At 68.8% G+C, this 23,495-nt stretch carries 26 protein-coding genes; 15 read left to right on the forward strand and 11 right to left on the reverse strand.

The features are described from left to right. Positions 1 to 97: 97 nt before the first annotated feature. The 7 genes from upp (at position 98) to ACFKCF_RS14755 (ending at position 4,633) form a co-directional block, all read left to right on the forward strand. Positions 98 to 736, forward strand: coding sequence for a uracil phosphoribosyltransferase (upp, locus tag ACFKCF_RS14725; protein WP_394493860.1), 639 nt, complete (start codon positions 98 to 100; stop codon positions 734 to 736). 117 nt (positions 737 to 853) lie between these two features. Next, a complete protein-coding gene (locus ACFKCF_RS14730; protein WP_185069518.1) occupies positions 854 to 1,078 on the forward strand; it encodes a hypothetical protein in 225 nt (74 codons plus the stop codon). 96 nt (positions 1,079 to 1,174) lie between these two features. After that, positions 1,175 to 1,333 carry a hypothetical protein gene (locus ACFKCF_RS14735; RefSeq protein ID WP_394493861.1) on the forward strand — a complete coding sequence of 53 codons (159 nt, stop codon included), beginning with the start codon at positions 1,175 to 1,177 and terminating at the stop codon, positions 1,331 to 1,333. Next, entirely contained in the window at positions 1,330 to 1,863 is a 534-nt protein-coding gene (locus ACFKCF_RS14740; protein WP_192788987.1) for a PH domain-containing protein, read from the forward strand. The genes ACFKCF_RS14735 and ACFKCF_RS14740 overlap by 4 nt, the downstream gene beginning before the upstream one ends. A gap of 96 nt (positions 1,864 to 1,959) precedes the next feature. Then, complete coding sequence (locus ACFKCF_RS14745) at positions 1,960 to 3,303, forward strand: helix-turn-helix domain-containing protein (RefSeq protein WP_394493863.1); 1,344 nt, start codon at positions 1,960 to 1,962, stop codon at positions 3,301 to 3,303. A 100-nt stretch (positions 3,304 to 3,403) separates the two neighbouring features. After that, positions 3,404 to 4,078 (forward strand): FadR/GntR family transcriptional regulator, encoded by a 675-nt coding sequence (locus tag ACFKCF_RS14750; protein ID WP_394493865.1) that lies wholly within the window; start codon positions 3,404 to 3,406, stop codon positions 4,076 to 4,078. Positions 4,079 to 4,180: 102 nt separating this feature from the next. After that, positions 4,181 to 4,633 (forward strand): universal stress protein, encoded by a 453-nt coding sequence (locus ACFKCF_RS14755; protein WP_394493867.1) that lies wholly within the window; start codon positions 4,181 to 4,183, stop codon positions 4,631 to 4,633. A gap of 275 nt (positions 4,634 to 4,908) precedes the next feature. Here the strand turns inward: ACFKCF_RS14755 and soxR are convergent, their stop codons facing one another. Together soxR and ACFKCF_RS14765 are read right to left on the reverse strand one after the other, a co-directional pair. Continuing rightward, entirely contained in the window at positions 4,909 to 5,442 is a 534-nt protein-coding gene (gene soxR, locus ACFKCF_RS14760) for a redox-sensitive transcriptional activator SoxR (RefSeq protein ID WP_394493868.1), read from the reverse strand. Between the two features lie 9 nt (positions 5,443 to 5,451). Beyond that, positions 5,452 to 5,883 carry an Lrp/AsnC family transcriptional regulator gene (locus ACFKCF_RS14765; RefSeq protein ID WP_394493870.1) on the reverse strand — a complete coding sequence of 144 codons (432 nt, stop codon included), beginning with the start codon at positions 5,881 to 5,883 and terminating at the stop codon, positions 5,452 to 5,454. Positions 5,884 to 5,939: 56 nt separating this feature from the next. On the opposite strand from ACFKCF_RS14765, the gene ACFKCF_RS14770 reads away from it, so the two are divergent. Then, a complete protein-coding gene (locus ACFKCF_RS14770) occupies positions 5,940 to 6,854 on the forward strand; it encodes an SMP-30/gluconolactonase/LRE family protein (RefSeq protein WP_394493872.1) in 915 nt (304 codons plus the stop codon). Positions 6,855 to 6,856: 2 nt separating this feature from the next. Here ACFKCF_RS14770 and ACFKCF_RS14775 read toward each other — a convergent pair whose 3' ends face one another. Together ACFKCF_RS14775 and ACFKCF_RS14780 are read right to left on the reverse strand one after the other, a co-directional pair. Beyond that, on the reverse strand, positions 6,857 to 7,585 hold the full coding sequence (locus tag ACFKCF_RS14775; protein WP_394493874.1) for an ABC transporter permease: 729 nt from the start codon (positions 7,583 to 7,585) through the stop codon (positions 6,857 to 6,859). After that, positions 7,582 to 8,487, reverse strand: coding sequence for an ABC transporter ATP-binding protein (locus ACFKCF_RS14780; RefSeq protein WP_394493875.1), 906 nt, complete (start codon positions 8,485 to 8,487; stop codon positions 7,582 to 7,584). Before ACFKCF_RS14780 ends, ACFKCF_RS14775 begins: the two co-directional genes overlap by 4 nt. A 109-nt stretch (positions 8,488 to 8,596) precedes the next feature. Here ACFKCF_RS14780 and ACFKCF_RS14785 point away from each other — a divergent pair, with 109 nt between their 5' ends. The 3 genes from ACFKCF_RS14785 (at position 8,597) to dnaN (ending at position 11,877) form a co-directional block, all read left to right on the forward strand. Continuing rightward, positions 8,597 to 10,027, forward strand: a complete 1,431-nt coding sequence (locus ACFKCF_RS14785) for a sensor histidine kinase (RefSeq protein WP_394493876.1) — start codon at positions 8,597 to 8,599, stop codon at positions 10,025 to 10,027. Beyond that, entirely contained in the window at positions 10,027 to 10,680 is a 654-nt protein-coding gene (locus tag ACFKCF_RS14790; RefSeq protein ID WP_394493878.1) for a response regulator, read from the forward strand. The genes ACFKCF_RS14785 and ACFKCF_RS14790 overlap by 1 nt, the downstream gene beginning before the upstream one ends. A 99-nt stretch (positions 10,681 to 10,779) precedes the next feature. Further along, complete coding sequence (dnaN, locus tag ACFKCF_RS14795; RefSeq protein ID WP_394493880.1) at positions 10,780 to 11,877, forward strand: DNA polymerase III subunit beta; 1,098 nt, start codon at positions 10,780 to 10,782, stop codon at positions 11,875 to 11,877. Here the strand turns inward: dnaN and ACFKCF_RS14800 are convergent. Further along, the gene (locus ACFKCF_RS14800) at positions 11,860 to 12,339 is read right to left on the reverse strand and encodes a MarR family winged helix-turn-helix transcriptional regulator (protein ID WP_394493882.1); all 480 of its coding nucleotides are present in this window, start codon (positions 12,337 to 12,339) and stop codon (positions 11,860 to 11,862) included. The genes dnaN and ACFKCF_RS14800 overlap by 18 nt on opposite strands. A 49-nt stretch (positions 12,340 to 12,388) precedes the next feature. On the opposite strand from ACFKCF_RS14800, the gene ACFKCF_RS14805 reads away from it, so the two are divergent. Next, positions 12,389 to 13,225 (forward strand): SDR family oxidoreductase, encoded by an 837-nt coding sequence (locus ACFKCF_RS14805; protein WP_394493884.1) that lies wholly within the window; start codon positions 12,389 to 12,391, stop codon positions 13,223 to 13,225. A 32-nt stretch (positions 13,226 to 13,257) separates the two neighbouring features. Next, positions 13,258 to 13,803 carry a GtrA family protein gene (locus tag ACFKCF_RS14810; protein ID WP_394493886.1) on the forward strand — a complete coding sequence of 182 codons (546 nt, stop codon included), beginning with the start codon at positions 13,258 to 13,260 and terminating at the stop codon, positions 13,801 to 13,803. Positions 13,804 to 14,141: 338 nt separating this feature from the next. Here ACFKCF_RS14810 and dnaB read toward each other — a convergent pair whose 3' ends face one another. Next, on the reverse strand, positions 14,142 to 16,703 hold the full coding sequence (gene dnaB, locus ACFKCF_RS14815; RefSeq protein WP_394493887.1) for a replicative DNA helicase: 2,562 nt from the start codon (positions 16,701 to 16,703) through the stop codon (positions 14,142 to 14,144). A gap of 283 nt (positions 16,704 to 16,986) precedes the next feature. On the opposite strand from dnaB, the gene ACFKCF_RS14820 reads away from it, so the two are divergent. Together ACFKCF_RS14820 and ACFKCF_RS14825 are read left to right on the forward strand one after the other, a co-directional pair. After that, on the forward strand, positions 16,987 to 18,288 hold the full coding sequence (locus ACFKCF_RS14820; protein WP_394493889.1) for an MATE family efflux transporter: 1,302 nt from the start codon (positions 16,987 to 16,989) through the stop codon (positions 18,286 to 18,288). A 125-nt stretch (positions 18,289 to 18,413) separates the two neighbouring features. Next, positions 18,414 to 19,886, forward strand: a complete 1,473-nt coding sequence (locus ACFKCF_RS14825) for an APC family permease (protein ID WP_394493891.1) — start codon at positions 18,414 to 18,416, stop codon at positions 19,884 to 19,886. Here ACFKCF_RS14825 and ACFKCF_RS14830 read toward each other — a convergent pair. From ACFKCF_RS14830 to rpsR, 5 genes are all read right to left on the reverse strand, one after another. Continuing rightward, positions 19,883 to 20,656, reverse strand: coding sequence for an amino acid ABC transporter ATP-binding protein (locus tag ACFKCF_RS14830; protein ID WP_394493893.1), 774 nt, complete (start codon positions 20,654 to 20,656; stop codon positions 19,883 to 19,885). The two genes, ACFKCF_RS14825 and ACFKCF_RS14830, sit on opposite strands and share 4 nt — an antisense overlap. Then, positions 20,653 to 21,615, reverse strand: a complete 963-nt coding sequence (locus tag ACFKCF_RS14835) for an amino acid ABC transporter permease (protein ID WP_394493895.1) — start codon at positions 21,613 to 21,615, stop codon at positions 20,653 to 20,655. The genes ACFKCF_RS14830 and ACFKCF_RS14835 overlap by 4 nt, the downstream gene beginning before the upstream one ends. Beyond that, positions 21,612 to 22,469 (reverse strand): ABC transporter substrate-binding protein, encoded by an 858-nt coding sequence (locus ACFKCF_RS14840; RefSeq protein WP_394493897.1) that lies wholly within the window; start codon positions 22,467 to 22,469, stop codon positions 21,612 to 21,614. The genes ACFKCF_RS14835 and ACFKCF_RS14840 overlap by 4 nt, the downstream gene beginning before the upstream one ends. A gap of 305 nt (positions 22,470 to 22,774) precedes the next feature. Beyond that, positions 22,775 to 23,221, reverse strand: a complete 447-nt coding sequence (gene rplI / locus ACFKCF_RS14845; protein ID WP_185069541.1) for a 50S ribosomal protein L9 — start codon at positions 23,219 to 23,221, stop codon at positions 22,775 to 22,777. Between the two features lie 14 nt (positions 23,222 to 23,235). Continuing rightward, positions 23,236 to 23,472 carry a 30S ribosomal protein S18 gene (gene rpsR / locus ACFKCF_RS14850; RefSeq protein ID WP_020543048.1) on the reverse strand — a complete coding sequence of 79 codons (237 nt, stop codon included), beginning with the start codon at positions 23,470 to 23,472 and terminating at the stop codon, positions 23,236 to 23,238. Between the last annotated feature and the right edge of the window lie 23 nt (positions 23,473 to 23,495).

Consider the following 23,495-nt stretch of genomic DNA (forward strand, 5'->3'; position numbering starts at 1 on the left):
AATGGCCTGAGGCGCCGGCGGAGACGGGCGGCATCGGGAGACCGCCGCAGGTAGCGGGGTCCCCATGCACGTTCCCCAGCAGATAGCCTTGCCGTTTATGGAAACCCTCGTCGTCGACCATCCGCTCGTGGCCCACAAGCTGACCACGCTGCGCGATGTCCGCACCGACTCGCCGACCTTCCGCAGGCTCGCGGATGAGCTGGTGACGCTGCTCGCGTACGAGGCCACCCGCGACGTGCGGACCACCGACGTCACGGTCGAGACGCCCGTGTCCCCCGCCCACGGCGTGCGACTGGCCAAGCCGTACCCCCTGGTGGTGCCCATCCTGCGCGCCGGCCTCGGCATGCTCGACGGCATGACCAGGCTGCTGCCCACGGCCGAGGTCGGGTTCCTCGGCATGATCAGGAACGAGTCCACCCTCCAGGCCGAGACGTACGCCACGCGGCTGCCCGACGACCTGTCGGGGCGCCAGTGCTACGTCGTCGACCCGATGCTGGCCACCGGCGGCACGCTGGCGGCGGCCGTGCAGTTCCTGTTCGACAGGGGCGCGGTCGACGTCACCGCCATCTGCCTGCTGGCCGCCCCCGAGGGCCTGGCGTACATGGACAAGGTGTTCGCCAACTCGGGCAAGCCCATCCGCGTGGTGACCGCCGCACTCGACGAGCGGCTCAACGAGAGCGGCTACATCGTGCCCGGCCTCGGCGACGCGGGCGACCGCCTCTACGGCGTGGTCTGACGCCACAGCCTGAAAAGCGCCTTCACGTCACACGCAGTCATCTCTTCGTTACATACTGTTGTTTCGTGGGTACGAAGAGACAGGAAGGCAACTTCCGCATGCGCGTGGAGGAGCACGATGAGCGATCACAGCGAGGCGGACCCGGCTCCGTACGCGGAGGTGGAGACTGTGCTGTGCGACGAGTTCGCCGGCATCCACTCCGCGACCACCGTAACGCGGTGCGTTGAAGCTGCGCACTATGGCGCGCTGGAGGTCACCGGTTACGCCCATCCGAGCCTTGTCGAGCGCATCGCGCGCAAGCACCTTCACGTCCTGGCCCTGGTGGCCAGCGAACGCGGCTAACCAAGATCATAACTATCCCGCCAAGTCATCTTTACCCGGGCATCCGGGTGGGTAATGTATAGGGCGGGTGGAGTGGGTAAGGGCACGGAGGCGACGGTGCAGGTCAAAAAGGTCCTCACATACGGTGGTATCGCATTTGTCGCGTACTACCTGTTCGCGCGACCATCTGACGCCGCGGACGCGGTGAGAGGAGCGTTCGACACGGTGTTCAACGCGGCCGACTCGCTGGCTCAATTTGTGAACAGCCTCTCATGAGACTTGTGACCCACGGGGACTCTGCCCCGTCGTCGGTCAACCGATACCTCCTCCCCCAAGAACAACAGTTCATCATGGTCCGGCGGCACCCTGCGATCTTGCTGCGCCCGGTTGCCGAGGTGCTCGCCGGCCTGATCGTCGCGGGCTTGCTCAGCAAGTTCTTCGGAGGCAGCGATCAAGGCGGCACGGCGCTCGTCGTCGTGTGGTGGTTGTGGCTTCTGCTTCTGGTGCGTTTCGTGTGGAAAGTCGCGGAGTGGTCGGTCGATTACTTTGTGGTGACTTCGAAGCGCATGCTGCTGACAACGGGCTTGATCACCCGTAAGGTCGCGATGATGCCTTTGGGCAAGGTCACCGACATGAGCTTCCAAAGAAGTCTGCTTGGGCGCATGCTCGGTTACGGGGAGTTCATCCTCGAGTCAGCAGGTCAGGACCAGGCACTCTCGACGGTCGAGTACATTCCGTACCCCGAGACCCTGTACCTCGAGGTCTGCGGGATGCTTTTTCCCAGCAAGGACGAGAGCGACGATTAATCTCCTCGCGGGGAATTCTTCACTCGGGGATACCCGATTCGGCTACTTCATGCAATCATTGCGTGTTGTTGACCCTTCCCCGCCTTGAGAGATGAGATGCCGAGTCAGGGAACCATCGGTGACCGCGTCCGCGGACTGCGGCTGAACAGGCGGATGTCCCAGGCCCAACTGGCCGGACCCGACCTGTCTGACAGTTATGTCTCGCTCATTGAGTCGGGCAAGCGCACGCCGACTCCTGTCGTGGCCCGGCTGCTGGCCGAGCGACTGGGGTGCACGACCGAGTTCCTCCTTCACGGGATCGAACCTCGGCAGCGCATCGACACGGAGCTCGGCCTGCGCCACGCCGAGCTCGAGCTGCAGCACGGCGACCCGTCCGTCGCCGCCGACCGCTTCACGGAGATCGTGAAGGCGGCCGACGAGGAAAACGCCATGCTGACCGCGCACGCGCGGTTCGGCAGGGCGCGTGCGCTCGAGGCCCAGGGTCGCCTCGGCCAGGCGGTGGAGGCGTTCGAGCGCCTGCGCAGGGAGGCAGCGGCTCACCCCGAGCGGCTGGCCGACCTCCCGCTCACGATCGCACTGAGCCGCTGCTACCAGCGGGCGGGCGACCGCCTGCGCGCCCGCGACCTGGCCACCGCCGCCCTCGAGCAGGCCGAGCGGCTGTCCATCACGCAGGGCGAGATCGCCGTCGACCTGGCAGCCGCTCTGGTCGAGGCGCGCAGCGAGCGCGAGAGCGAGTCCCGCGAGCTGGGATACGTCAAGCGGGTGCTGGATCTGACCGGCGTTCCTGCGGTTGTGGACCGTTCCGGAGAGATTCAGGCGCTGTGGCACGCGAGCGCCGCCGCCGCTGCCGGCGAGGACTCGGCGCTGGCCGTGCGCCTCGCCGACGACGCCATCATGGCCGGCCGCCAGGCCCGGCTGTCGCTGCAGCTGGCCAGGACCGCCATGCACTGGTCCAGGCTCACCACGGTGCCCGCCGACGAGGCCGAGCACCTCGTCTCGGCCGCCTCCAGGGCGTTTGCCACGTTCCCCGGCACGGCGCGCGAGCACGGCGAGAGCCTCATCGTGCACGCGCGGGTCATGCTGCGGACCGGTGCCTCGGCACGGGCGAGCGAGCTGGCCGACACGGCCCTGGGCCTGTCGCACGACCGCGCCGGCACCACGCCCGCCGAGGCCCACCTCGTGCTGGCCACCGTCGCGTTCGACGAGGGGGCCGACGCCTCCGCGCACCTGCGCGACGCCCACCGGGCGCTCGACACGCTCGACCGGCCGGTGTTCGGTTCCGACCGGCAGGCCGCCCGTTGCTGGCGTGAGCTGGGCGACCTCTATGGCAGGGCCGGGTCCAGAACACAGCAGACCGCCGCATATCGTAAAGCCCTCGAAGCCGCCGGAGTCCGTTCCGCCATGGCGGGGGTGACCGTCGACGCCACAGTTTCGCGCTGATCCTCCAGGAGCTCCAGATTTGGCGTTTTGAGTCTGGAATAATTAGGGTCTACCAGTCATTGACTCATAGGATGATTGGTTTCCCCGGAGGAGGCGGACTGTGAGTCTGCGTACGGCGCAGCGGGCTTCGCTCGTCGACCAGGTGATCGATCAGCTCAAGGAGCAGATCACCTCAGGGTCGTGGCCGATGAACGGCAAGATCCCGACCGAGACGGTGCTCGCCGAGCAGCTCGGGGTGGGCCGCAACACCGTTCGGGAGGCCGTACGCGCGCTCACGCACGCCGGGCTGCTCGAGTGCCGTCAGGGGGACGGCACCTACGTCCGCGCGACCAGCGAGCTGTCCGGCGCGATGCTGCGGCGGCTCAAGCAGGCCGAGCAGCTCGAGATCCTCGAGGTACGCCGCGCGCTCGAGGTCGAGTCCGCGCGCCTGGCCGCCGCCCGGCGCACGGATGACGACATCAAGCGCATCGAGGCGGCCCTGGCCGAGCGGGACCGGGCCTGGGAGCTGGACGACCCCGACTACTTCGTCGAGGCCGACCTGGCCTTCCACATGGCCGTGGCGCACGCCACGCACAACCTGGTGCTGATCGACCTGTACGAGGACTTCTCCGCGGCCCTGCGCGCCAGCATCACGGCCGCCGGGACCTCGCTCAACAAGAGCTACATCCCCCACGACGCCATCGCCCGCGCCATCTCGGCGGGGGACGCGGCGGCGGCCGAGCGGGCGGGCCACGCCTGCATGGAACACATCCTCATCGCCCTCACCGAGTCCTGACGCCCTCCCCCCGGGGGTGTGACAAAGGAGACAGCCGGCTCTGGAATGGCGCCTGATCGCTTCGGTGCTTTAGCGGAAGAGTGAAGCGAAAGGAAGAACGCCATGACCATCCTTGTCGCCTACGACGGCTCGGCCGACTCGCGTACCGCGATCGAGTTCGCGGCCAAGCATCTCGCCGCCGAGCCCACCGTCGTCGTCACGGTGTGGGAGCCGCTGCTCGTGCAGCTCAAGAAGTATCCGCTGGCCGCGGGCGCCCTCGACCAGAGCACCGAGGACGAGGGGCACGCCCAGGCGGAGCAGCATGCCCGGGAGGGGGCCGAGCTGGCCATCGCGGCCGGGCTCTCGGATGTCACCTATCGGGCGGTGGCGGACAACGAGTCGATCTGGAAGACGATTGTCGACGTGGCGGATGAGGTGGATGCCTCGGTGATCGTCACGGGGTCGCGGGGGCTGGCGGGGGTGCGGTCGGTGCTGTTGGGCAGTGTGTCCAACCACGTGCTCCATCACGCGCACCGGCCGACGCTCATCGTCCCACCTGCCAAGCCCGCCCGTTGACGGCCACCCACTCACCGCACTTCGGCTGATGTCCTTTGGGGGATTCAGGAGGATCCGGCCGTGGGGCCCTCGGGGTTATGGCCGGATCTGGCCGTGGGCCCGTCGGGGGTCGAGGGCCGGACCCGGCCGTGGAGCCCTCGGGGTGAGGGGCGCACCCGGTCGTGGGCCCATGGAGAGCGAGGGGTGCGCCCGGCCGTGAGGGGTCCTTCGACGGCGAGCGGTGGAGTCTTGGGGTGTTCGTCCAGGGGTGAGGGGCGGGCTCGGTCGTGGAGGCGTCAGGAGGCTGTGGGGAGGGGCGTTTCCGTGAAGGGGGCGCAGCCTGAGGTGGTGGCGCAGGCCTGGGGCGGGGGGCAGAGGCGGGTGTCGATGCGGCGGGCGCCCGGGCCCTCGTCGCCGAGCCGGTCGTTCGGGTTGGCCACCGGGCAACGGTCGAGCGACAGGCAGCCGCACCCGATGCAGTCCGTGAGGTCGTCGCGCAGCCGTTGAAGCTGCTCGATCCGGTCGTCCAGCTCGCCGCGCCAGGCGGCCGACAGGCGGGCCCAGTCGTCCCGGTTGGGCGTGCGCTCGTCCGGCAGCTCGGCCAGGGCGTCCTTGATGGTCTTCAGGGGGATGCCGATGCGCTGGGCCAGCCTGATGAACGCGACCCTGCGCAGGCTGTCACGGGTGTACCGGCGCTGGTTCCCCGCCGTACGGCGGCTCTCGATCAGGCCCTTGGCCTCGTAGAAGTGCAGGGCGGACACGGCCACCCCGCTGCGCTCGGCGAGCTGGCCCACGGTCAGCTCCTTGGTGTTCCAGGCGACCTTCGTCATACCTGGAGATTACTTGAGGGTTCGCTCGAACAGCGTCTCGAGGACCACGATCGTCTGCGTACCCGTGACGCCGTCCACTCCGAACACCCGGCGCAGCACGTCCTGCAGCTCCACCGTCCCGGCCGTACGGACCTTGAGCAGCACCGACGCGGGACCCGCGATGACATGCGCCTCCTCGATCTCCGGGATCGCCGCCAGCCGGTCGGCGCTGTCACCCATCCAGGTGCTCCCGTCCACCAGCACGTACGCCGTCACCGCGCGCCCGAGCGCCGCCTGGTCCACCTCAACCGTCGTGCGCCTGATCACCCCGCGCTCGCGCAGCTTGCGCACCCGCTCGTGCGCGGCCCCGCTGGACAGCCCCACCGCCTTGCCCAGCACCGCGTACGACCGCGTGGCGTCCTCCTGCAGCAGGCCGATCAGCATTCTGTCGATATCATCCACAACCGAATGCTATCCAGTGATATGCCTACGATGTCGAACAGCATATTGTGGACCGCATGACGGACACGATCCTTACTGAGTTCGAGGTGCTCGACGAGCGGTTCGCCGCGGTAGGCGGAGACGACTATGTCGAACGCCTCCACACCGGCACCCGCTGGGCGGAGGGCCCTGTTTACTTCCCGGCCGGCCGGTTCCTGGTCTGGAGCGACATCCCCAACGAGCGGATGCTGCGCTGGGACGAGATGACGGGCGCGGTCGGCCTGTTCCGCCAGCCGTCCGGCTACACCAACGGCAACACCCTCGACCGCGAGGGCCGCCTGATCTCCTGCGAGCACGGCAACCGCCGCGTCACCCGCACCGAGCACGACGGCTCGATCACGGTCATCGCCGACCGCTGGGAGGGCAAGCGGCTCAACAGCCCCAACGACGTCGTGGTCCGCTCCGACGGGTCCGTCTGGTTCACCGACCCGCCGTACGGGATCCTCAGCAACTACGAGGGCCACGCCGCCGCGCAGGAGATCGACGGCTGTCACGTCTACCGCGCCGACCCGGTGACGGGCGAGGTCCGCGTCGTGGCCGACGACTTCGCCCGGCCCAACGGGCTGGCGTTCTCGCTCGACGAGAGCCGACTCTACGTCGCCGACACGCGGATGAAGCACCTGCGCGTGTTCGAGGTGCGCGAGGACGGCACGCTTGCCGGTGGCAAGGTCTTCGCGGAGGGGACGGAGCAGGACATCTTCGACGGCCTCCGGCTCGACGACACGGGCCGCGTCTGGGCCGCGGCAGGCAGGGCGCTGCTCTGCTACGACCCGGACGGGACGCTGATCGGCCGGCTGAAGCTGCCGGAGCCCACGGCCAACCTGGTGTTCGGCGGGCTCAAGCGCAACCGCATGTTCATCACGGCCTCGTCCTCGCTCTACTCCCTGATGACCAACGTCACCGGCGCGCGCCCGGTCTGGGCCGGGCGTTAGCCTCACTCCCACCTGAACAGCCGTACGGCCAGCCCACCGAAGATCACCAGCCCGGCGGCCACCACCACCAGGTGGGCGGGCTGCGGCGCGTGGCCCGCCCAGGTGTCCTTGAGCGCCTGGGCGAACGGCCCCGCGACGGAGTAGTCGCTGACCGCCCGCAGCGCGTCCGGCATGATGTCGCGCGGCACCCACATGCCCCCCAGGAACATCAGCGGGAACATCACCGCGGACCCGATCCCCGGCGCGACCTTCGCGTTGGGCGCCAGCGCGGCGATCACCAGCCCGATGGCCTGCAACGCGGCGCTGCCGAGCAGGAAGACCAGGACGAAACCCACCCACTGCCGCGGCGCCGCCGACCCGAACACCAGCGACCCCGTCACGATCAGCAGGGCCGTGGTGACCGCCCCGACCGCCAGGTTGATCAGGAGCTGCACCCCCAGCAGCCGTGCCGGGTGCACGGGCGTGGTGGACATCCGCCTGAGCACCCCTTGCTCGCGGTACGCGGTCAGCACCGCGGGCACCACGCTGCAGGCCAGGGTCAGCAGCGAGAGCAGCGTCATCAGGCTCGGCATGTGCGTGTCCACGGCCCGCTCCCCCGACGCCCCGGGCTGGGTCATGTCCGGGATGCTGAGTCCCAGCACGAGCAGGAGCGCGACCGGCAGCCCGATCGTGAAGATCAGGAACGGCCATTCGCGCAGGTGCAGCTTGGTCTCCACGAGGAGCAGCTTCATGACAGCTTCCTTCCGGTGAGTGCGAGGAACGCGTCGTCGAGCGTGGTCTGCTCGATCCGCAGGTCTCCTGGAACGACCTCATGCCGGGCCAGGACGAGCGTGACGGCCGGCGCGAGATTGCCGGTGCCGCTCACCACGATCTGCTCACCGCTCCTCGTGACCTCCCGCACCTCCGGCAGGGCCAGCAGCACCGCGTCGTCGACGGGGGCCGACGGCCGGAACCTCAGCCGCTGCTCCCCGCCCACCTGCGCGATGAGCCCGGCAGGCGTGTCCGTGGCGACCACCTTGCCCGCGTCGATGAGCGCGAGCCGGTCGCACAGCCGCTCGGCCTCCTCCATGAAGTGGGTGACCAGCACGATCGTCACGCCCGAGTCGCGTATCTGCTCGACCAGCTCCCAGGTGTTCCTGCGGGCCTGCGGGTCGAGGCCGGTGGTCAGCTCGTCCAGCACCGCCACGCGCGGCCTGCCGACCAGCGCCAGCGCGACCGAGAGCCGCTGGCGCTGCCCGCCGGAGAGCTTCTTGAACGCCGTGTCGCGCTTGGCTCCGAGGCCGACCCGTTCGAGCAGCTCGGACCAGTCGGCGGGGTCGGGGTAGAAGGAGGCGTACAGGTCCATGGCCTCCCACACCTTGATCTTCTCGGGCAGCGCCGCGCTCTGCAGCTGCATGCCCAGCACCCGCCGCAGCTCGCCCCTGTTGAGCTGCGGATCCAGCCCGGCCACCCGTACGGTGCCGCCGTCGGGCACGCGCAGGCCGGCCACGCACTCCACGGTGGTGGTCTTGCCCGCGCCGTTCGGGCCGAGGATGCCGAAGATCTCCCCCTCCGCGACCTCGAACGACACGTCGTCCACCGCCAGGTGCTTCGGGTACTGCTTGCGCAGGTTCCTGACTTCGATGACCTTCATGCCGACGACGCTAGGAACACGGCCTTCGCCGGAGAATCCGGCTGGGTGTCGGACAAGGGTGTACCTAGGTGCAATGGTCCGGCCGCGCCCGTTGGCCCAGACTGGGGGCATGCTGCTCCGAAGGTCCGGTCAGGTCGCGGCGCTGTTCGCGCTTCTCCTCGTCGAGGTGCCGGCGATCGTGCTCAGCCTCACCATGCTGCTGCTGTCGTTCGGGCTGGGCATGGTGTTCCTCTATTCGCCGCAGGTCCGGCTGGTCAGGAGGCTGGCCGAGCTCAACCGGCGGCTGATACGGAGCTGGACCGGCGTCCACATCGAGTCTCCGTACCTGCCCGAGCCCCCGCCTCCGGTGCCGCAGGCGGACGGCATGTACCGCTCCGACCGGACGCTCTACAAGACGCCGCGGATCCCCGCCTGGAACAACCGGTGGAAGTGGCAGACCTCCGACCCGGCGTCCTGGCGCGACACGATCTGGCTGGTGCTCGACCCGGTGGTGAAGGCGGCACTGCTGCCGGTGTTCGTCCTGATCCCCGAGCGCGGCCTGCGGATCTACGCCCTCTGGAGCGACCTGCTGCTCCGCGCGACCGTCGCCAGCCGCCTGGCGAGCCAGGTGAGCCACCTCAAGCGGACGCGTAACCTGGCCGCCGACTCGCAGGCGGCCGAGATGCGCCGGATCGAACGGGACCTGCACGACGGCACGCAGGCCCGGCTGGTGGCGATCGGCATGACGCTGGGCGCGGTCGAGGAACTCGTCGACAAGGACCCGTCGGCGGCCAAGGCGCTGCTGTCGAAGGCCCGGGACGCCTCCTCCGAGACGCTGACCGAGCTGCGCCGGGTCATCCGCGGCATCCACCCTCCGGTGCTGGCCGAGCGCGGGCTGGCCGACGCCGTACGCGCGCTGGCCATGGACAGCCCGTTGCAGGTCACGGTGGACGTCGACCTGCCGCACCGGCCGGACGCGCCGGTGGAGGCCGCGGTGTATTTCGCGGTCAGCGAGCTGCTCTCCAATGCCGCCCGGCACGGCGACGCGCACACGGCGACGGTGGACCTCAGCACCAACGGCCCCAATCTGCGCGCCACGGTCACCGACGACGGCATGGGCGGCGCCGATCCGGCCAAGGGCAGCGGCCTGTCCGGGATCGAGCGGCGGCTGGCCGCCTTCGACGGGGTGCTCGCCCTGAACAGCCCGCCGGGCGGCCCCACCACCGTGACGATGGAGCTGCCCCGGGTGCTGCCCGAGCACTGGGCGGGGAACCTGCCCAAGCTGCCGCGCTGGAAGGCGTCCATCGTCGTCCTCCTCTGGGCCACGGCCTGGTGCCCGACGTTCCCCCAGGGAATCGTGGCGGGCATCTTCAAGGCGTTCGGCATCGAGGAGAAGACCTGGTTCCTCGCCCTTCATCTGCCCGAGCCCTGGCAGTGGCCGGTCATCCTTGGCATGATCATCCTGGGCCTGTGCATGCACATCCTGGCCATCTGGATACCCTCCGACCACAACCGCGATCTGTGGTTCGCCCGTGCCACGCCGATCAAACCCTGGTGCTGATGAAGAACCGCGTACTCATCGCCGAGGACCTCTACCTGCTCAGAGACGGGCTGGTGCACCTGCTCCAGGCCCACGGCTTCGCGGTCGTGGCGGCCGTGGAGAGCGGGCCCGAGCTGCTGCGGGGCCTGCTGGAGCTGCGGCCCGACGTCTCGATCGTGGACGTGCGGCTGCCGCCCACGTTCACGGACGAGGGGCTGCAGGCGGCACTCGCGGCCAGGAAGCAGGTGCCCGGGCTGCCCATCCTCGTGCTGTCCCAGCACGTCGAGCAGCTCTACGCACGCGAGCTGCTGGCCGACGGCTCGGGCGCGATCGGCTACCTGCTCAAGGACCGGGTCTTCAACGCCGAGCAATTCGTCGACGCGGTACGCAGGGTCGCCGCGGGCGGCACGGCCATGGACCCCGAGGTCATCGCCAAGCTGCTGGCCAGCAACGCCAGGCACGAGCCGCTGACCGCGCTCACGCCGCGCGAGCGGGAGGTGCTGGAGGCCATGGCGGAAGGGCGCTCCAACACGGCCATCTGCCAGCGGCTCTATCTCAGCGAGAGCGCCGTGGCCAAGCACACGGCCTCCATTTTCGCCAAGCTGGGGCTCGCGCCGTCGGACGACGACAACCGCCGCGTGCTCGCCGTACTCGCCTATCTCAACAGCCGCTAGGACCCTCCACCAGGGGTTGGTCATCCGGCGAGACTGCCCAGAGTTGTCGGTCGCACCGGCTATTTTCATAGAGGCACGGCGACGAAGGGGTGGTAGCAGGTGAAAATCCGGGTTAACCGCGATGTTCTGGCAGATGCGGTGGCGTGGGCTGCCCGAGTCCTGCCCACCCGACCCGTGGTGCCCGTCCTGTCCGGGTTGCTGCTGGAGGCGAGCGACGAGCTGGTCCTGTCCGCGTTCGACTACGACGTCTCGGCCAGGGCCGCGGTCGACGCCGACGTGGCCGAGGCGGGCAGCGTGCTGATCCCCGGGCGGCTGCTGGCCGAGATCAGCAGGAGCCTGCCCGCCGACGACGTGGAGATCGTCACCGAGGGCGCCGAGGCGGTGCTGACCTGCGGGAGCGCGGAGTTCGGGCTGATCACGATGCCGGTCGAAGACTTCCCGACCATGCCCACGATGCCGCCGAGCATCGGCGCCATCGGCGGCGGCGTGTTCGCCTCGGCGGTCGGCCAGGTCGCGCCCGCCGCCAGCCGCGACGACACGCTGCCCATGCTCACCGGCATCCGGGTCGACATCGAGGGCGAGTCCGTGTCCATGGCGGCCACCGACCGCTACCGCATCGCCGCCCGCGACTTCACCTGGCGCCCGGTCAGTCCCGACGCCGCGGTCTCGGCCATGGTCCCGGCGAAGGTGCTGGTCGAGGTGGCCAAGTCGCTGCGCGGCGGCGAGGTGTCGATCGCGATGGGCGACGGGGTGGCCGGGTTCGAGAGCGTCGGGCGGAGCACGACCGTGCGGCTGCTCGACGAGCAGTTCATCGACTATCGCTCCCGGCTGACCTCCGACTGGTCGATCAGGGCCGACGTGGCGGTGGCGCCGTTCGTCAACGCCATCAAGCGCGTCGCCCTGGTGGCCGAGCGCAACACCGCGATCCGGCTGTCGTTCAGCCAGGGGCAGGTGCTCATCCAGGCGGGCGGCGGCGACATCGGGCGCGGCGCCGAGGTGGTCGACTGCGAGCTGCGCGGCGACGACATCCAGATCGCCTTCCAGTCGCAGTTCCTGCTCGACGGGCTGACCGGGATCGAGAGCGAGCTGGCCCGCATCAACATGGAGTCGCCCACCAGGCCCGCCCTGATCCAGGACGTGCCCGGCGACGCCGAGCCCTCCTTCCGCTATCTCGTCATGTCACTCCGCCAGGGCTGAGCCGCCGCTCTGGCGCTCGGCGACCAGCTTGAACACCCTCTTGAACTCCGCATACGCCTCCTCGCCCACGGCCTTGGCGTGCTCCGCCTCCATGGCGGCGAGGATGGCGTCCGACTTGACCATGTGATCGCGGCCCTTCCCGGTGGGCACGATCAGCTTGGCCCGCCGGTCGGCCGGGTCCGGCTGCCGCTCCACGTAGCCCAGCTCGACCAGCTCGTCCACCAGCGTGCCGATCACCTGCTTGTGCTGGCCCGACTGCGCGGCCAGGTCCGTGGCCCTGCTGCCCTCCTCGTCCAGGTACGCCAGCACCGCCCCGTGCCGTGGCCTGAGCCCGGGATGCCCCTGCTGGGCCAGCGTCTCGAACAGCTCCCGCTGCAGGCTGAAAAGGGTCCTGCTGGACAGGATGCCGAGATCGGGCTCTTCCTGCTTGCGCCGGCTCCTGCGCACCGTCACGCCCTCCATTTAGTCATAAAACTTGATTGTCACTAAATCTTACTATACCGTCGACCGCATGAGCATCTTGATCACGGGTGCCAACGGCACCGTTTCCAGCGCAGTCCTCCGCTCCCTGGCCGGCACCGCCGACGTGCGGGTCCTCGTGCGTGACGCGGCCAAGGCCCCGTCCGGGGTGGAGGTCGCGGTCGGCGATCTGGACGACCCCGCCACGCTCGACCGGGCCTTCCGGGGCGTGGACACGTTGTGGCTGCTGACCGCCATGGGCCCGCAGGCGCCGCACGCCGGCATGAACGCCGTCTGGGCCGCCCGGAAGGCCGGGGTGCGCCACGTCGTACGCATGTCGGCCATCGGCGCGGCCCACGACGCGCCGACCCGCAACGGCCGCCTGCACGCCCTCTCGGACGTCGAGCTCGCGGCCTCGGGCCTCGGCTGGACCGTCCTGCGCCCGGCCTTCTTCATGCAGAACCTTTTCGGCTCGGTCAACGGCGACACCTTGTACGGCGCGACCGGCGAGGGGCGGCTCGGCATGATCGACGTACGCGACATCGGCGACTTCGCCGCCGCGGTCCTGCGCGCTTCCGCACAGCACAAGGGCAGCACCTACACTCTCACGGGCCCGGCCAGCGTCTCACTGCGGGACGCGGCGGCCGCGCTGGGCGAGGTGTACGGCACTCCGATCGCCTACCAGCCGGTGACGCCGGACGACGCTCAGCAGTCGATGCTGGACGCCGGGCTGTCCCCGTGGATCGCGGCGGTCACCAAGGAGTACCTGACGGCGTACTCGGAGGGGTGGGGTGACTACACGACGCCGGACTTCGAGAAGGTGATGGGCCGCCCGGCCCGGTCGTTCGCCGCCTTCGCCCGCGACCACGCCGCCCAGCTCCGCCCGTGACCGATCTGCAGGAACTGGTGAGAAGATCGGGGGTGCTCCGAATAGCGAACGCAGTACTCGCGAGATTACCGGGACCGCTGCACGCACTCGCGCTGAAGCACCGTGAACTGCTGAAGTTCGCGGTGGTGGGTGGGACAGCCTTCTTGGTGGACAACACGGTGTTCTATGGGCTGAAACTCACCTTTTTGGAACCGAAGCCGGTGACCGCCAAGATCATCGCGGTGCTCGTGGCGACGATCGTGTCCTACGTGTTGAACCGCGAATGGTCGTTCCGGGCCAGGGGCGGCCGCGAGCGCCGTCACGAGGCGGCGCTGTTCTTCCTGGTCAGTGGCGTCGGTCTGGTGCTCAGCTCCGCACCGCTGTGGATCTCCCGGTACGTGTTCCGGCTGGAGACCCCGGAGGTGAGCCTGCTGACCCAGGAGATCGCCGACTTCATGAGCGCGCAGATCATCGGCACGCTGATCGCCATGGTCTTCCGCTTCTGGGCGCTGCGGAAGTGGGTCTTCCCCGACGAGAAGGACCAGGCCGGCAGCGTGCAGCCGACTCCCACCCCCGATTCCACGGACGAGGCGGCTTGACGGCAGCCGGGTCCTGCAACTGTGGGTTCCGTGTTTCGGTGTCACACGCTGGTCCTGTGAGCTGGGTGTTGTGGCGGCTCCGCGCTCCGTGCCACCTTGATCGTTCCGCGCTTGGGCGGCCGATCCGGCTGGGTAACGGCGTCCGCGAGTCAACTCGTGCAGGCGATCGATGTCGATGGTGGACGGGCCAGTGCCGGGCAGATCGAGACCATCGAGTAGGCCGAGCGGCGGGCACCAGACCACCGGTAGCCACGAACTCGACGATCTCGACCGCCTCACCGTCGTAGACAAGCCACGCCCCGGCGCCCAACCGCACCGCACTGCTGCTCACCCGGGCCTCAGTGCTGCGCCATGTCCACGAACCGGCTGTAGTGCCCCTGGAAGGCCACCGTCACCGTGGCCGTGGGGCCGTTACGGTGCTTGGCTACGATCAGGTCGGCCTCACCCGCCCTGGGCGACTCCCGCTCGTACGCGTCCTCCCGGTGGAGCAGGATGACCATGTCGGCGTCCTGCTCGATGGATCCGGACTCGCGCAGGTCGCTGACTGCGGGGCGCTTGTCCGTGCGCTGCTCCGGGCCACGGTTGAGCTGGGAGATCGCGATGACCGGCACCTCCAGCTCCTTGGCCAGCAGCTTGATCGCACGGGAGATCTCCGAGACCTCGTTCTGGCGGCTCTCGGTCTTCTTCGGCGAGCTCATCAGCTGGAGGTAGTCGATGACCACGAACCGCAGGTCGTTACGTTGCTTGAGCCGTCGGCACTTGGCCCGGATCTCCATCATCGACATGTTGGGCGAGTCGTCGATGAACAGCGGCGCCTCCGCCACCTCGCTCATCCGCCGGGCCAGGCGCGTCCAGTCGTCGTCGCTCATCATGCCCGAGCGCATGGCGTGGAGCGCGACCCGGGCCTCGGCGGACAGCAGACGCATGGTGATCTCGTTGCGCGACATCTCCAGCGAGAAGATGACCGTGGTCATCCCATGCTTGATAGCCGCAGAACGGGCGAAATCCAGCCCGAGAGTGCTGTTATGGGTGGGGATCCATGACCGCCCAGCCAGATACAGGTGTGTGGAGTTGTCTACCTGCACACAGCGAACAGGAACGCTTTCAATCGGCCGCACGGCCGTGATGTAGCGTGAAGCCTGCTCTCGGCCCCATTCATGCCGCGCACGATGCGCCTTTCGTGGAAGCTTCGCCAATGCCATTGACGCCGGCACGATGACCTCCCAGGAATCGCGTGAAGTCCGGCCTGCGCGGGTCCGGCCAACACGGCGGTGCACCTTCGGCACGCATCCAAGACTCCGAACGAGTTCGAGGAAGTCTTCCACCAGTTGTTCGTTGGCATTGGTGAAACGGTAGGCGCCATGTCCGTCCACATATCCGTCAGAGTCGATCAGTCCTTGAACGACGGCGAGTCGTTGCGACAGGGACGCACGCAGATATGCCTTCGGCACATGCTTTCCTTGGGCCAGTCCCAGCAAACGCCACTTTTCCCGCAGGCCACGCACACCGAAGTGCCCCGGATCCGCGTACGCCACCGCATCGTAGCCAGCCGACCGGAACTCGTTGAGCAACCATTCGCGATCCCGCGGATCGCACGCGACACGTCCGCTGCCCATGGTGTCTCCGTCGCCGAGAAGGTAACCGAGCGCATAGGGATCGATGGGCAACCCACGGAGCATGGTGTCCAGAGCACGCGCTGCCGGAACAGCGTGATTGCGTTGCCCTCGAACTCTCAAGGTCTTGCTGATCTCCCGTGTGGTACGTGGCCTGACCGCTGTCTCATGGCCGTCATTCGGGTCCGGTCGATTCCACTGGAGCTGCACGGCACTAGCGGTGCGGCCCACTGGCAGCCCGACTTGGGCAGATGTCAGACCTTGCGCACGGAGCACCCGCATTCGCTCACCGGCACCGTATTTGACGCGAGACGCAGAAGACGACGTCCAGGTGGGCCAATTGTTGGGGTAGGCCGGATCACCGGGCTTGCGATGATAGTCGTAGGACTTTCGCAGTTTGTCGTCCCAGGTAACCCACTGATGATCGGCGTCTGCGACGATCACCGTACCGTCGCTGAACTCCACCTCGTAGCACGGCCTGTCGTCCATCACCTCGGTCGCCGCCACCACCCGGGTCGGACGTCCGTCGGCGCCTATCAGCTCGTCGCCGACCTGGACCTCGCCCATCGTCGTCCATCCGGTCGGTGTCGGCAGCGGCGTATCCAGAGCCAGCGCCTTTCCGATGGCAGGCCGGGCGGCCACGACGATCATCTGGCCCGGGTGGAGGCCGTTGGTGAGCTGGTCGAGGTCCTGGAAGCCGGTCGGCACACCGACCATCTGGCCGCCGCGGCTGCCGATGGCCTCCAGCTCGTCGAGGGCGCCGGGCATGATGTCGGCCAGGGGCGCGTAGTCCTCCGAGGTGCGGCGCTCGGTGACCTTGTAGATCTCCGCCTGGGCGCGGTCGACGAGGTCGTCGACCTCTTCGTTCTGGCCGCCGTAGCCGAAGGAGACGATGCGGGTGCCGGCCTCGATGAGGCGGCGGAGGATGGCCTGCTCCCTGACGATCTTGGCGTAGTAGCCCGCGTTGGCCGCGGTGGGGACGACGGCCGTGAGGGTGTGGAGGTAGGCGGCCCCGCCCACCCTGGCCATCTCGCCGCGCTTCTGCAGCTCGTCGAAGACGGTGACCGCGTCGGCGGGCTCGCCCCGTCCGTAGAGGTCGGTGATGACTTCGTAGACCATCTGGTGGGCGGGCCGGTAGAAGTCGTCGGACCGCAGGATCTCGACGACGTCGGCGATGGCGTCCTTGGACAGCAGCATGCCGCCCAGGACGGACTGCTCCGCCTCGATGTTGTGCGGGGGTGTGCGCTCGAAACCAGGGCCTGCGCCCGTCTCGTCGTCAATGCTCACCGCGCCCCCTCGAACACTTGCAGGCGGTCGCACCACCCCCACTTGTAGCCGACCGGTCTGACAGTTTCTCGGAGTCGCGGGCCGACGGCAACGCGACCTGTGGACAACCCTGTGGTCAAGCTGTGCACTACCGTGCCCAGGGTGTGAAAGGCCTGTGGACAGTCACTGTGGATAACTCTCTCGGATATCCACCGCAGGGGCTCTGAGCTGGGCGAACGATATCCACCGGCTGTGGAGAAAAGAAAGTTTCGCCGACACGCCGTGTAATGGTCATAATGGACAAATGCTCATTACCCCCAGGGATCGGGAGATACTCCGGCTGGCCGTTCCGGCGTTCGGCGCGCTGGTGGCCGAGCCGCTCTTCCTCCTCGCCGACTACGCCATCGTGGGTCACGGCCTGGGCACCACGGCGGTGGGGGCGCTGGGGGTGGCGGGCGCGGTCCTCACGACCCTGGTGAACCTGTGCGTCTTCCTCGCGTACGGCACCACGGCCTCCGTGGCGCGGCAGACGGGCGCCGGGAACCACACGCGGGCCATGCGCAGCGGTGTGGACGGGATCTGGCTGGCCCTGGCCATCGGCGCGCTCCTGATCGCCGTGTGCTGGCCGCTGGCCCCCGCCATCGTGGACTTGTTCGGGGCGGGCGAGGGACAGGGCGAGCAGGCCGTGACGTACCTGCGGATCAGCCTGCTCGGCGCGCCCGGCATGCTGGTCGTGCTGGCCGGGACGGGGGTGCTGCGCGGCCTGCAGGACACCGTCACGCCGCTGGTGGTCGCCATCGGCTCGTTCGTGCTGAACGCGGCCCTGAACGCCTGGTTCGTGCTGGGGCTGGGATGGGGCATCGCCGGGTCGGCCTGGGGGACGGTGATCGCGCAGACGCTGGGCGCGGCCGTCTACCTCGCCGTCGTGGCGCGGGGCGCGCTGCGGTTGGGGACGCCGCTCACGCCCGGCCTGGCGGGGGTCAAGGAGGCGGGCACGGCCGGGTTCGCGCTGCTCGTCCGTACCCTCTGCCTGCGGGTGGTGCTGCTCGCGGCCACCGTGATCGCCACCAGGATGGGCGAGGCGGAGCTGGCCGCGTACGCCATCGCCACCCAGGTGTGGACGCTGCTCGCGTTCGCGCTGGACGCCATCGCCATCGCCGGGCAGGCCATCACGGGACGCTCGCTCGGCGCGGGGGACGTCGCCTCCACCAGGGCCGCCACCAGGCGGATGGTGCAGTGGGGCATCTGGTCGGGCGTGCTGCTCGGCCTGCTGGTCGTGGCCGCCAGGCCGCTGCTGCCCGGGCTGTTCGACACGGACCCGCAGGTCACCGAGCTGCTGCTGGCGCTGATGTGGCCGGTGGCGGCGTTCCAGCCGGTGTGCGGGGTCGTGTTCGTGCTCGACGGCGTGCTGATCGGCGCGGGCGACCAGCGCTATCTGGCGTGGGCGGGGGTGTGGACGACGCTGGCGTACCTCCCCGCCGCCCTCCTCGCCTCAGGCTTCGGGGTGGTCGCCCTGTGGTGCGCGCTCGGGGTGTGGATGCTCGCGCGGCTGGTCAGCCTCGTACGCCGGGCCGCCGGCACCGCCTGGCTGGTGACCGGAGCCTAGGCGCTCTCACTTTGGGCGCAGGCCCCACTACCTGCGGTGATCTGCGGAAACACTGTGACCGTCCTGTGCTTGCCGTTGTCCGAGTGGTGAGACATTGTGGGCGCGTTCCCTGAGCGGGGTGTTGCTTGTCCACGATTCTGCGGCGACTGCCGCCCTCCGAGGCGACCGGATTGCGCACGGGCGCCCGCCACAGCCTGGCCGAGCTCTATCGCCCGGCCGACCTGGTGGTGCTCGGACTCGGTGTGATCATCGGCGCCGGCATCTTCTCCATCGCCGGGCAGCAGGCGGCCACCACGGCGGGCCCCGGCGTCATCCTGTCTTTCATGATCGCGGGCATCGCCTGCCTGCTCGCCTGCCTGTGCTACGCCGAGTTGTCGTCCACGATGCCGACCTCGGGCAGCGCCTACACCTTCACGTACGTCATCTTCGGCGAGGTCTGGGCGTGGATCATCGGCTGGGCCCTGATCCTGGAGCTGCAGTTCGCCGCCGCCGTGGTGGCCAGGGCGTGGGCCGCGATCACGGTCGGGGCGATCTCCAACTTCGGGGTACGCGTGCCGCACCAGGAGCTCGTCGGCGATTGCCTCGTGTTCGTGATCCTGGTGCTGCTCACCGGCGTGGTGGCGCTCAGCGCGCGAATAGGGCTGCGGGCACTGTGGATCATGGTGGCGGCCAAGCTGCTGGCCATCGGGGCGGTCATCGTCGTCGGCCTGCCCCACATCGACGTGCGGAACTTCGGCGAGTTCCACGTGCCGTCCAAGATCCTGCCGAAGCCGCCCACGAACGTGCTGGAGATCCTGTTCGGGCAGAGCCACGCGTTCGGCTGGTTCGGGATCTTCGCGGCGGCCTCGGCCATCGCGTTCGCGTACATCGGGTTCGACATCGTGGCCACCTCCGCCGAGGAGACCGCGAACGCGCCCACCGCCGTGCCCAAGGGCATGATCCGCAGCCTGATCATCGCCACCGTGCTCTACATCGCGGTGGCGCTGGTCATGGTGGGCATGGTCCCGTACACGAAGATCTCCAAGGACGCGCCGCTGACCGGGGCGTTCCGGGCGGTCGGCGTGGACTGGATGGTGCACGTCATCGACGTGGGCGCGGTGCTCGGGCTGACGACGGTGATCCTGGTGCTGATCGTGGGTCAGACGCGGGTGCTGTTCTCGATGGCGCGTGACGGGCTGATCCCCCGTGGCCTGGCCACGGTCAGCCGGAAATATCACACTCCGACCCGGGTCACGCTGGTGATCGGGTTCGTGGCGATCGTGCTGGCCGAGTTCGTGCCGGTGCTCACGATGCAGGAGCTCGTGGTGATCGGGACGCTGTTCGCGTTCGCGTTCGTGGCGGCCGGGGTGATCGTGATGCGGCGGCGCATGCCGCACCTGGAGCGGGGGTTCAGGGTGCCGCTCTCACCGCTGCTGCCCGGGCTGTCGCTGGTGGCCACGCTCTGGCTGATGGTGAACCTGCAGCTGCTCACCTGGGTGTGGTTCGCCCTGTGGATGGCCTTCGGCCTGCTGGTCTACCTCGTGTACGGCCGCCGCCACAGCCTGCTGGCGCGCCCGCGCACCCCGCTCGAGCCGGTACGCGGACGCCACCGCCGCTAGAGCCGGCCCGACTCCAGCACGCTGCGCAGGAACTCCCTGGTGCGAGGGTTCTCCGGCTCGGTGAAGATCTGCTCGGCGGGGCCCTTCTCCAGGAGCACGCCGCCGTCGAGGAAGCACACCGTGTCCGAAATATCGCGACAAAAGCTCATCTCGTGGGTCGTGAGGATCATCGTCATGCCCGACTCCTTGAGCTCCTTGATGACCCCCAGCACCTCCAGCACCAGCTCGGGGTCCAGCGCCGAGGTGACCTCGTCCAGCAGCATCAGCCTGGGCTGCGTGGCCAGCGCCCTGATGATGGCCACGCGCTGCTGCTGACCGCCGGAGAGCTGGTCGGGATACGCCCGCGCCTTGTCCGCCAGCCCGAACCTGGCCAGCAGGCCGTGCGCCTGCTCCTCGGCCTCTCCCCTCGCCACCTTGTGCACCTGGCGCGGGGCGAGCGTCACGTTGTCCAGCACGGTCATGTGCGGGAACAGGTTGAACGCCTGGAACACGATGCCCAGCCGCTTGCGCACGTCGTCCACGTTCACGCGCGGATCGGTGATGTCCTCGCCGTCGAGCAGGATCACGCCGTCGTCCACGGTCTCCAGCAGGTTGACGCAGCGCAGGAGCGTGGACTTGCCCGAACCGGAGGCCCCGATGAGGCTCACCACCTCGTGCGGGCGCACCTCGAGGTCGATGCCGCGCAGCACGCTGTGGCCGCGGAAGTTCTTCCACACCCCGTCTATGGTGAGCAGGCTATGTCTAATTGGTCGCTCGCTACGCTCGCTCATGCGCCACGCCTCCTGCGCGTGCGGGCCGCCAGGTGGTCGGTGAGCCTGGCCATGGGGATGGTGAGCAGGATGAACAGCAGCGCCGACGCCAGGTAGGGCGTGTAGTTGAACGTGCTTGCCGCGTGGATCTGCGCCTGCCTGAGCGAGTCCAGCGGCCCGATGGTGGCCACGAGCGCGGTGTCCTTCTGCAGCGAGGCGAAGTCGTTGAGCAGCGGCGGCACGACCCTGCGGGTGGCCTGCGGCAGCACCACGAACCGCATGGTCTTGACGTGGCTCAGCCCCAGCGAGCGGGCCGCCGCGACCTGGCTCGGGTGGATGGACTCGATCCCCGAGCGGAACACCTCGGCCACGTACGCGCCGTACGAGAGCGTCAGCGCGATGATGGCCAGCGTCGCCAGGTCGGTCGGGATGCCCTGCAGCCGGAGCGCGGGCAGCCCGAACCCGATCAGGTAGATCACCAGGATCGTCGGCACGCCGCGGAAGACGTCGGTGTAGAGCGTGGCCAGCGCCCGGATCGGGAAGAACGCGGGCTTCCTGATGCCCCTGGCCAGCGCCACCAGCAGCCCGAGGACCAGGATCAGCAGCTCGGCGATCAGGAAGATCTTGATGTTGAGCAGGAAGCCGCTCAGCACGTCGGGCAGCGCCTTGACGAACTGGTCGCGGTCGAAGAACGTCTCCTGCACCCGGGGCCAGCCGGGCGAGTTCGTGACGATCGAGACGACCAGCACGAAGAAGACGATCGTCGAGACCGTCGCGATGGAGGCCGAGCGGCGGCCGTGCGACCGGCGCACCCGCTCCCGCTCGACCTGCCGCTCCGACTTGACCCACTCGCCCGCCGCACCCATGCCGGGGGCACCGAACGCGCCCGCCGCGGCCTTGCCGGAGTCGTCCGCTGCGGCCTTGCCGGAACCGCCGGAGTCGTCCGCTGTAGCCTTGGCGGATCCGCTGAGCTCGCTCATCGCAGCTCTGGCGCGCCCGCCGCCGAGCCGAGCCACTGCTGCTCGATCTTGGCCAGCTCGCCCTTCGACTTCAGCGCCTCAACGGCCTTGTCGACGCACGGCTTGAGCGCGCTGCCCTTCTCCATGACCAGCCCGAACTCCTCGGGCGTGCCGCCCGTCGAGCTGAACTGCCCCACGATCTTGGACTTCTCCACCTGCGCGGCCGTCACGTAGAACGCCGTCGGCAGGTCGACGACCAGCGCGTCCACCTGCTTGTTCTTCAGCGCGTTGACGGCGTCGATCTGCTCGTTGTAGACGTTGGGGTCGTCGGCGGGCTTGATGACGTTCTTGACCGCGTCGAGCGAGGTCGTGCCCACCTGTACGCCGATCTTCGCGTTCTGCAGCTCGGCCAGGCTCTTCGCTCCGGCGAACTTGCTGCCTTCGATCGCCACGATGGCCTGCTTGACGGTGTAGTAGCCCTTGCTGAAGTCGACCGCCTTGGCCCGGTCGGGCGTGATGGACACCTGGTTGACGTCGAAGTCGAACTGCTTGGGCCCAGGCGCGAACGCCGAGTCGAACTTGATCGTGCTCCACTGCACCTCGGTGCGGTCGAAGCCGAGCTCCCCCGCCACGGCGAAGGCCACCGCGCTCTCGAAGCCCTGCCCGTTGCTCGGGTCGTCGTCCTTGAACCAGGGCTCGTAGGCGGGCTTGTCGGTGCCGATGGTCAGCTTGCCCGCGTTGACCAGCTTGAGCTGGTCCTTGGTGCACGCGGTGGACGCGGACGCGACGGGGCCGGCCGAGCTCGACGTGTTGTCGACCGGCGCGCAGCCGACGAGCGCCACGGCCAGCGCGAGCAGCATGAGGGGACGGGCCATGGCCATGCCTCCAGGGGGAACACGCGAAAGAACTAAGGCATTCTACGCTGACCGAATAGGAAATTACGCCCGGCGGTGCCCCTGACCACGGAGTTGGCCAAGACGGGCTCGCGTGACGGCGGCCCGCCGGTGAAGGGTCAGCGGGCGTTTCCTGGAGGGTCCTCAGCCGGAGTGCGGCGGGTGGGGTGCCCGTGCGCAGCCGTACAGTATGGGGTTTTTCACAGGGCGGCGGCCGCAGGACCCGGTGCGCAGCCCCGGGAAACGTGAAAGCCCCCTCCGGGCGGAGGGGGCTTTCGCAGCAGGGCTCAGCCCGCGACGACCTCGACATCCACCGAGGCCGAGACCTCCGGGTGGAGCTTGATGGTGACGCGGTGCGAGCCGACGCTCTTGATCGGGTTGACGATCTCGATGCGGCGGCGGTCGACGATCGGGCCACCGGCGGCCTTGACGGCGTCGGCGATGTCGCCCGTCGTGATCGAGCCGAACAGGCGGCCCGACTCGCCGGCGCGCGTGGTCAGGCGGACGCGCAGCGCGCCGATCTGACCGGCGACCTCCTTGGCGGTGCCGAGGTCGCGGATCTCGCGAGCGTCGCGAGCCTTCCTGATCGTCTCGATCTGCTTCTCGGCGCCCCGCGTCCAGCGCATGGCGTAGCCGCGCGGGATGAGGTAGTTACGGCCGTAGCCGTCCTTGACCTCGACGACGTCGCCAGGGGTGCCGAGGCCGGAAACCTCGTTGGTGAGGATGAGCTTCATATCGACAGGCCTCCTTAGCGCGCGGTGCTCGTGTAAGGCAGCAGGGCCACCTCACGCGCGTTCTTGATCGCGGTCGCCACGTCGCGCTGGTGCTGGGTGCAGTTGCCCGTCACCCGGCGGGCACGGATCTTGCCGCGGTCGGAGATGAACTTCCGCAGCAGCGCCGTGTCCTTGTAGTCGACGTAGGAGATCTTGTCGTGGCAGAACAGGCAAACCTTCTTCTTCGGCTTGCGCAGTGCCGGCTTAGCCATCGTGGTGCTCCTTTCAGAGCCCC

Origin of the sequence: Nonomuraea sp. JJY05 (assembly GCF_043496855.1) — a bacterium.
Lineage (GTDB): Bacteria > Actinomycetota > Actinomycetes > Streptosporangiales > Streptosporangiaceae > Nonomuraea.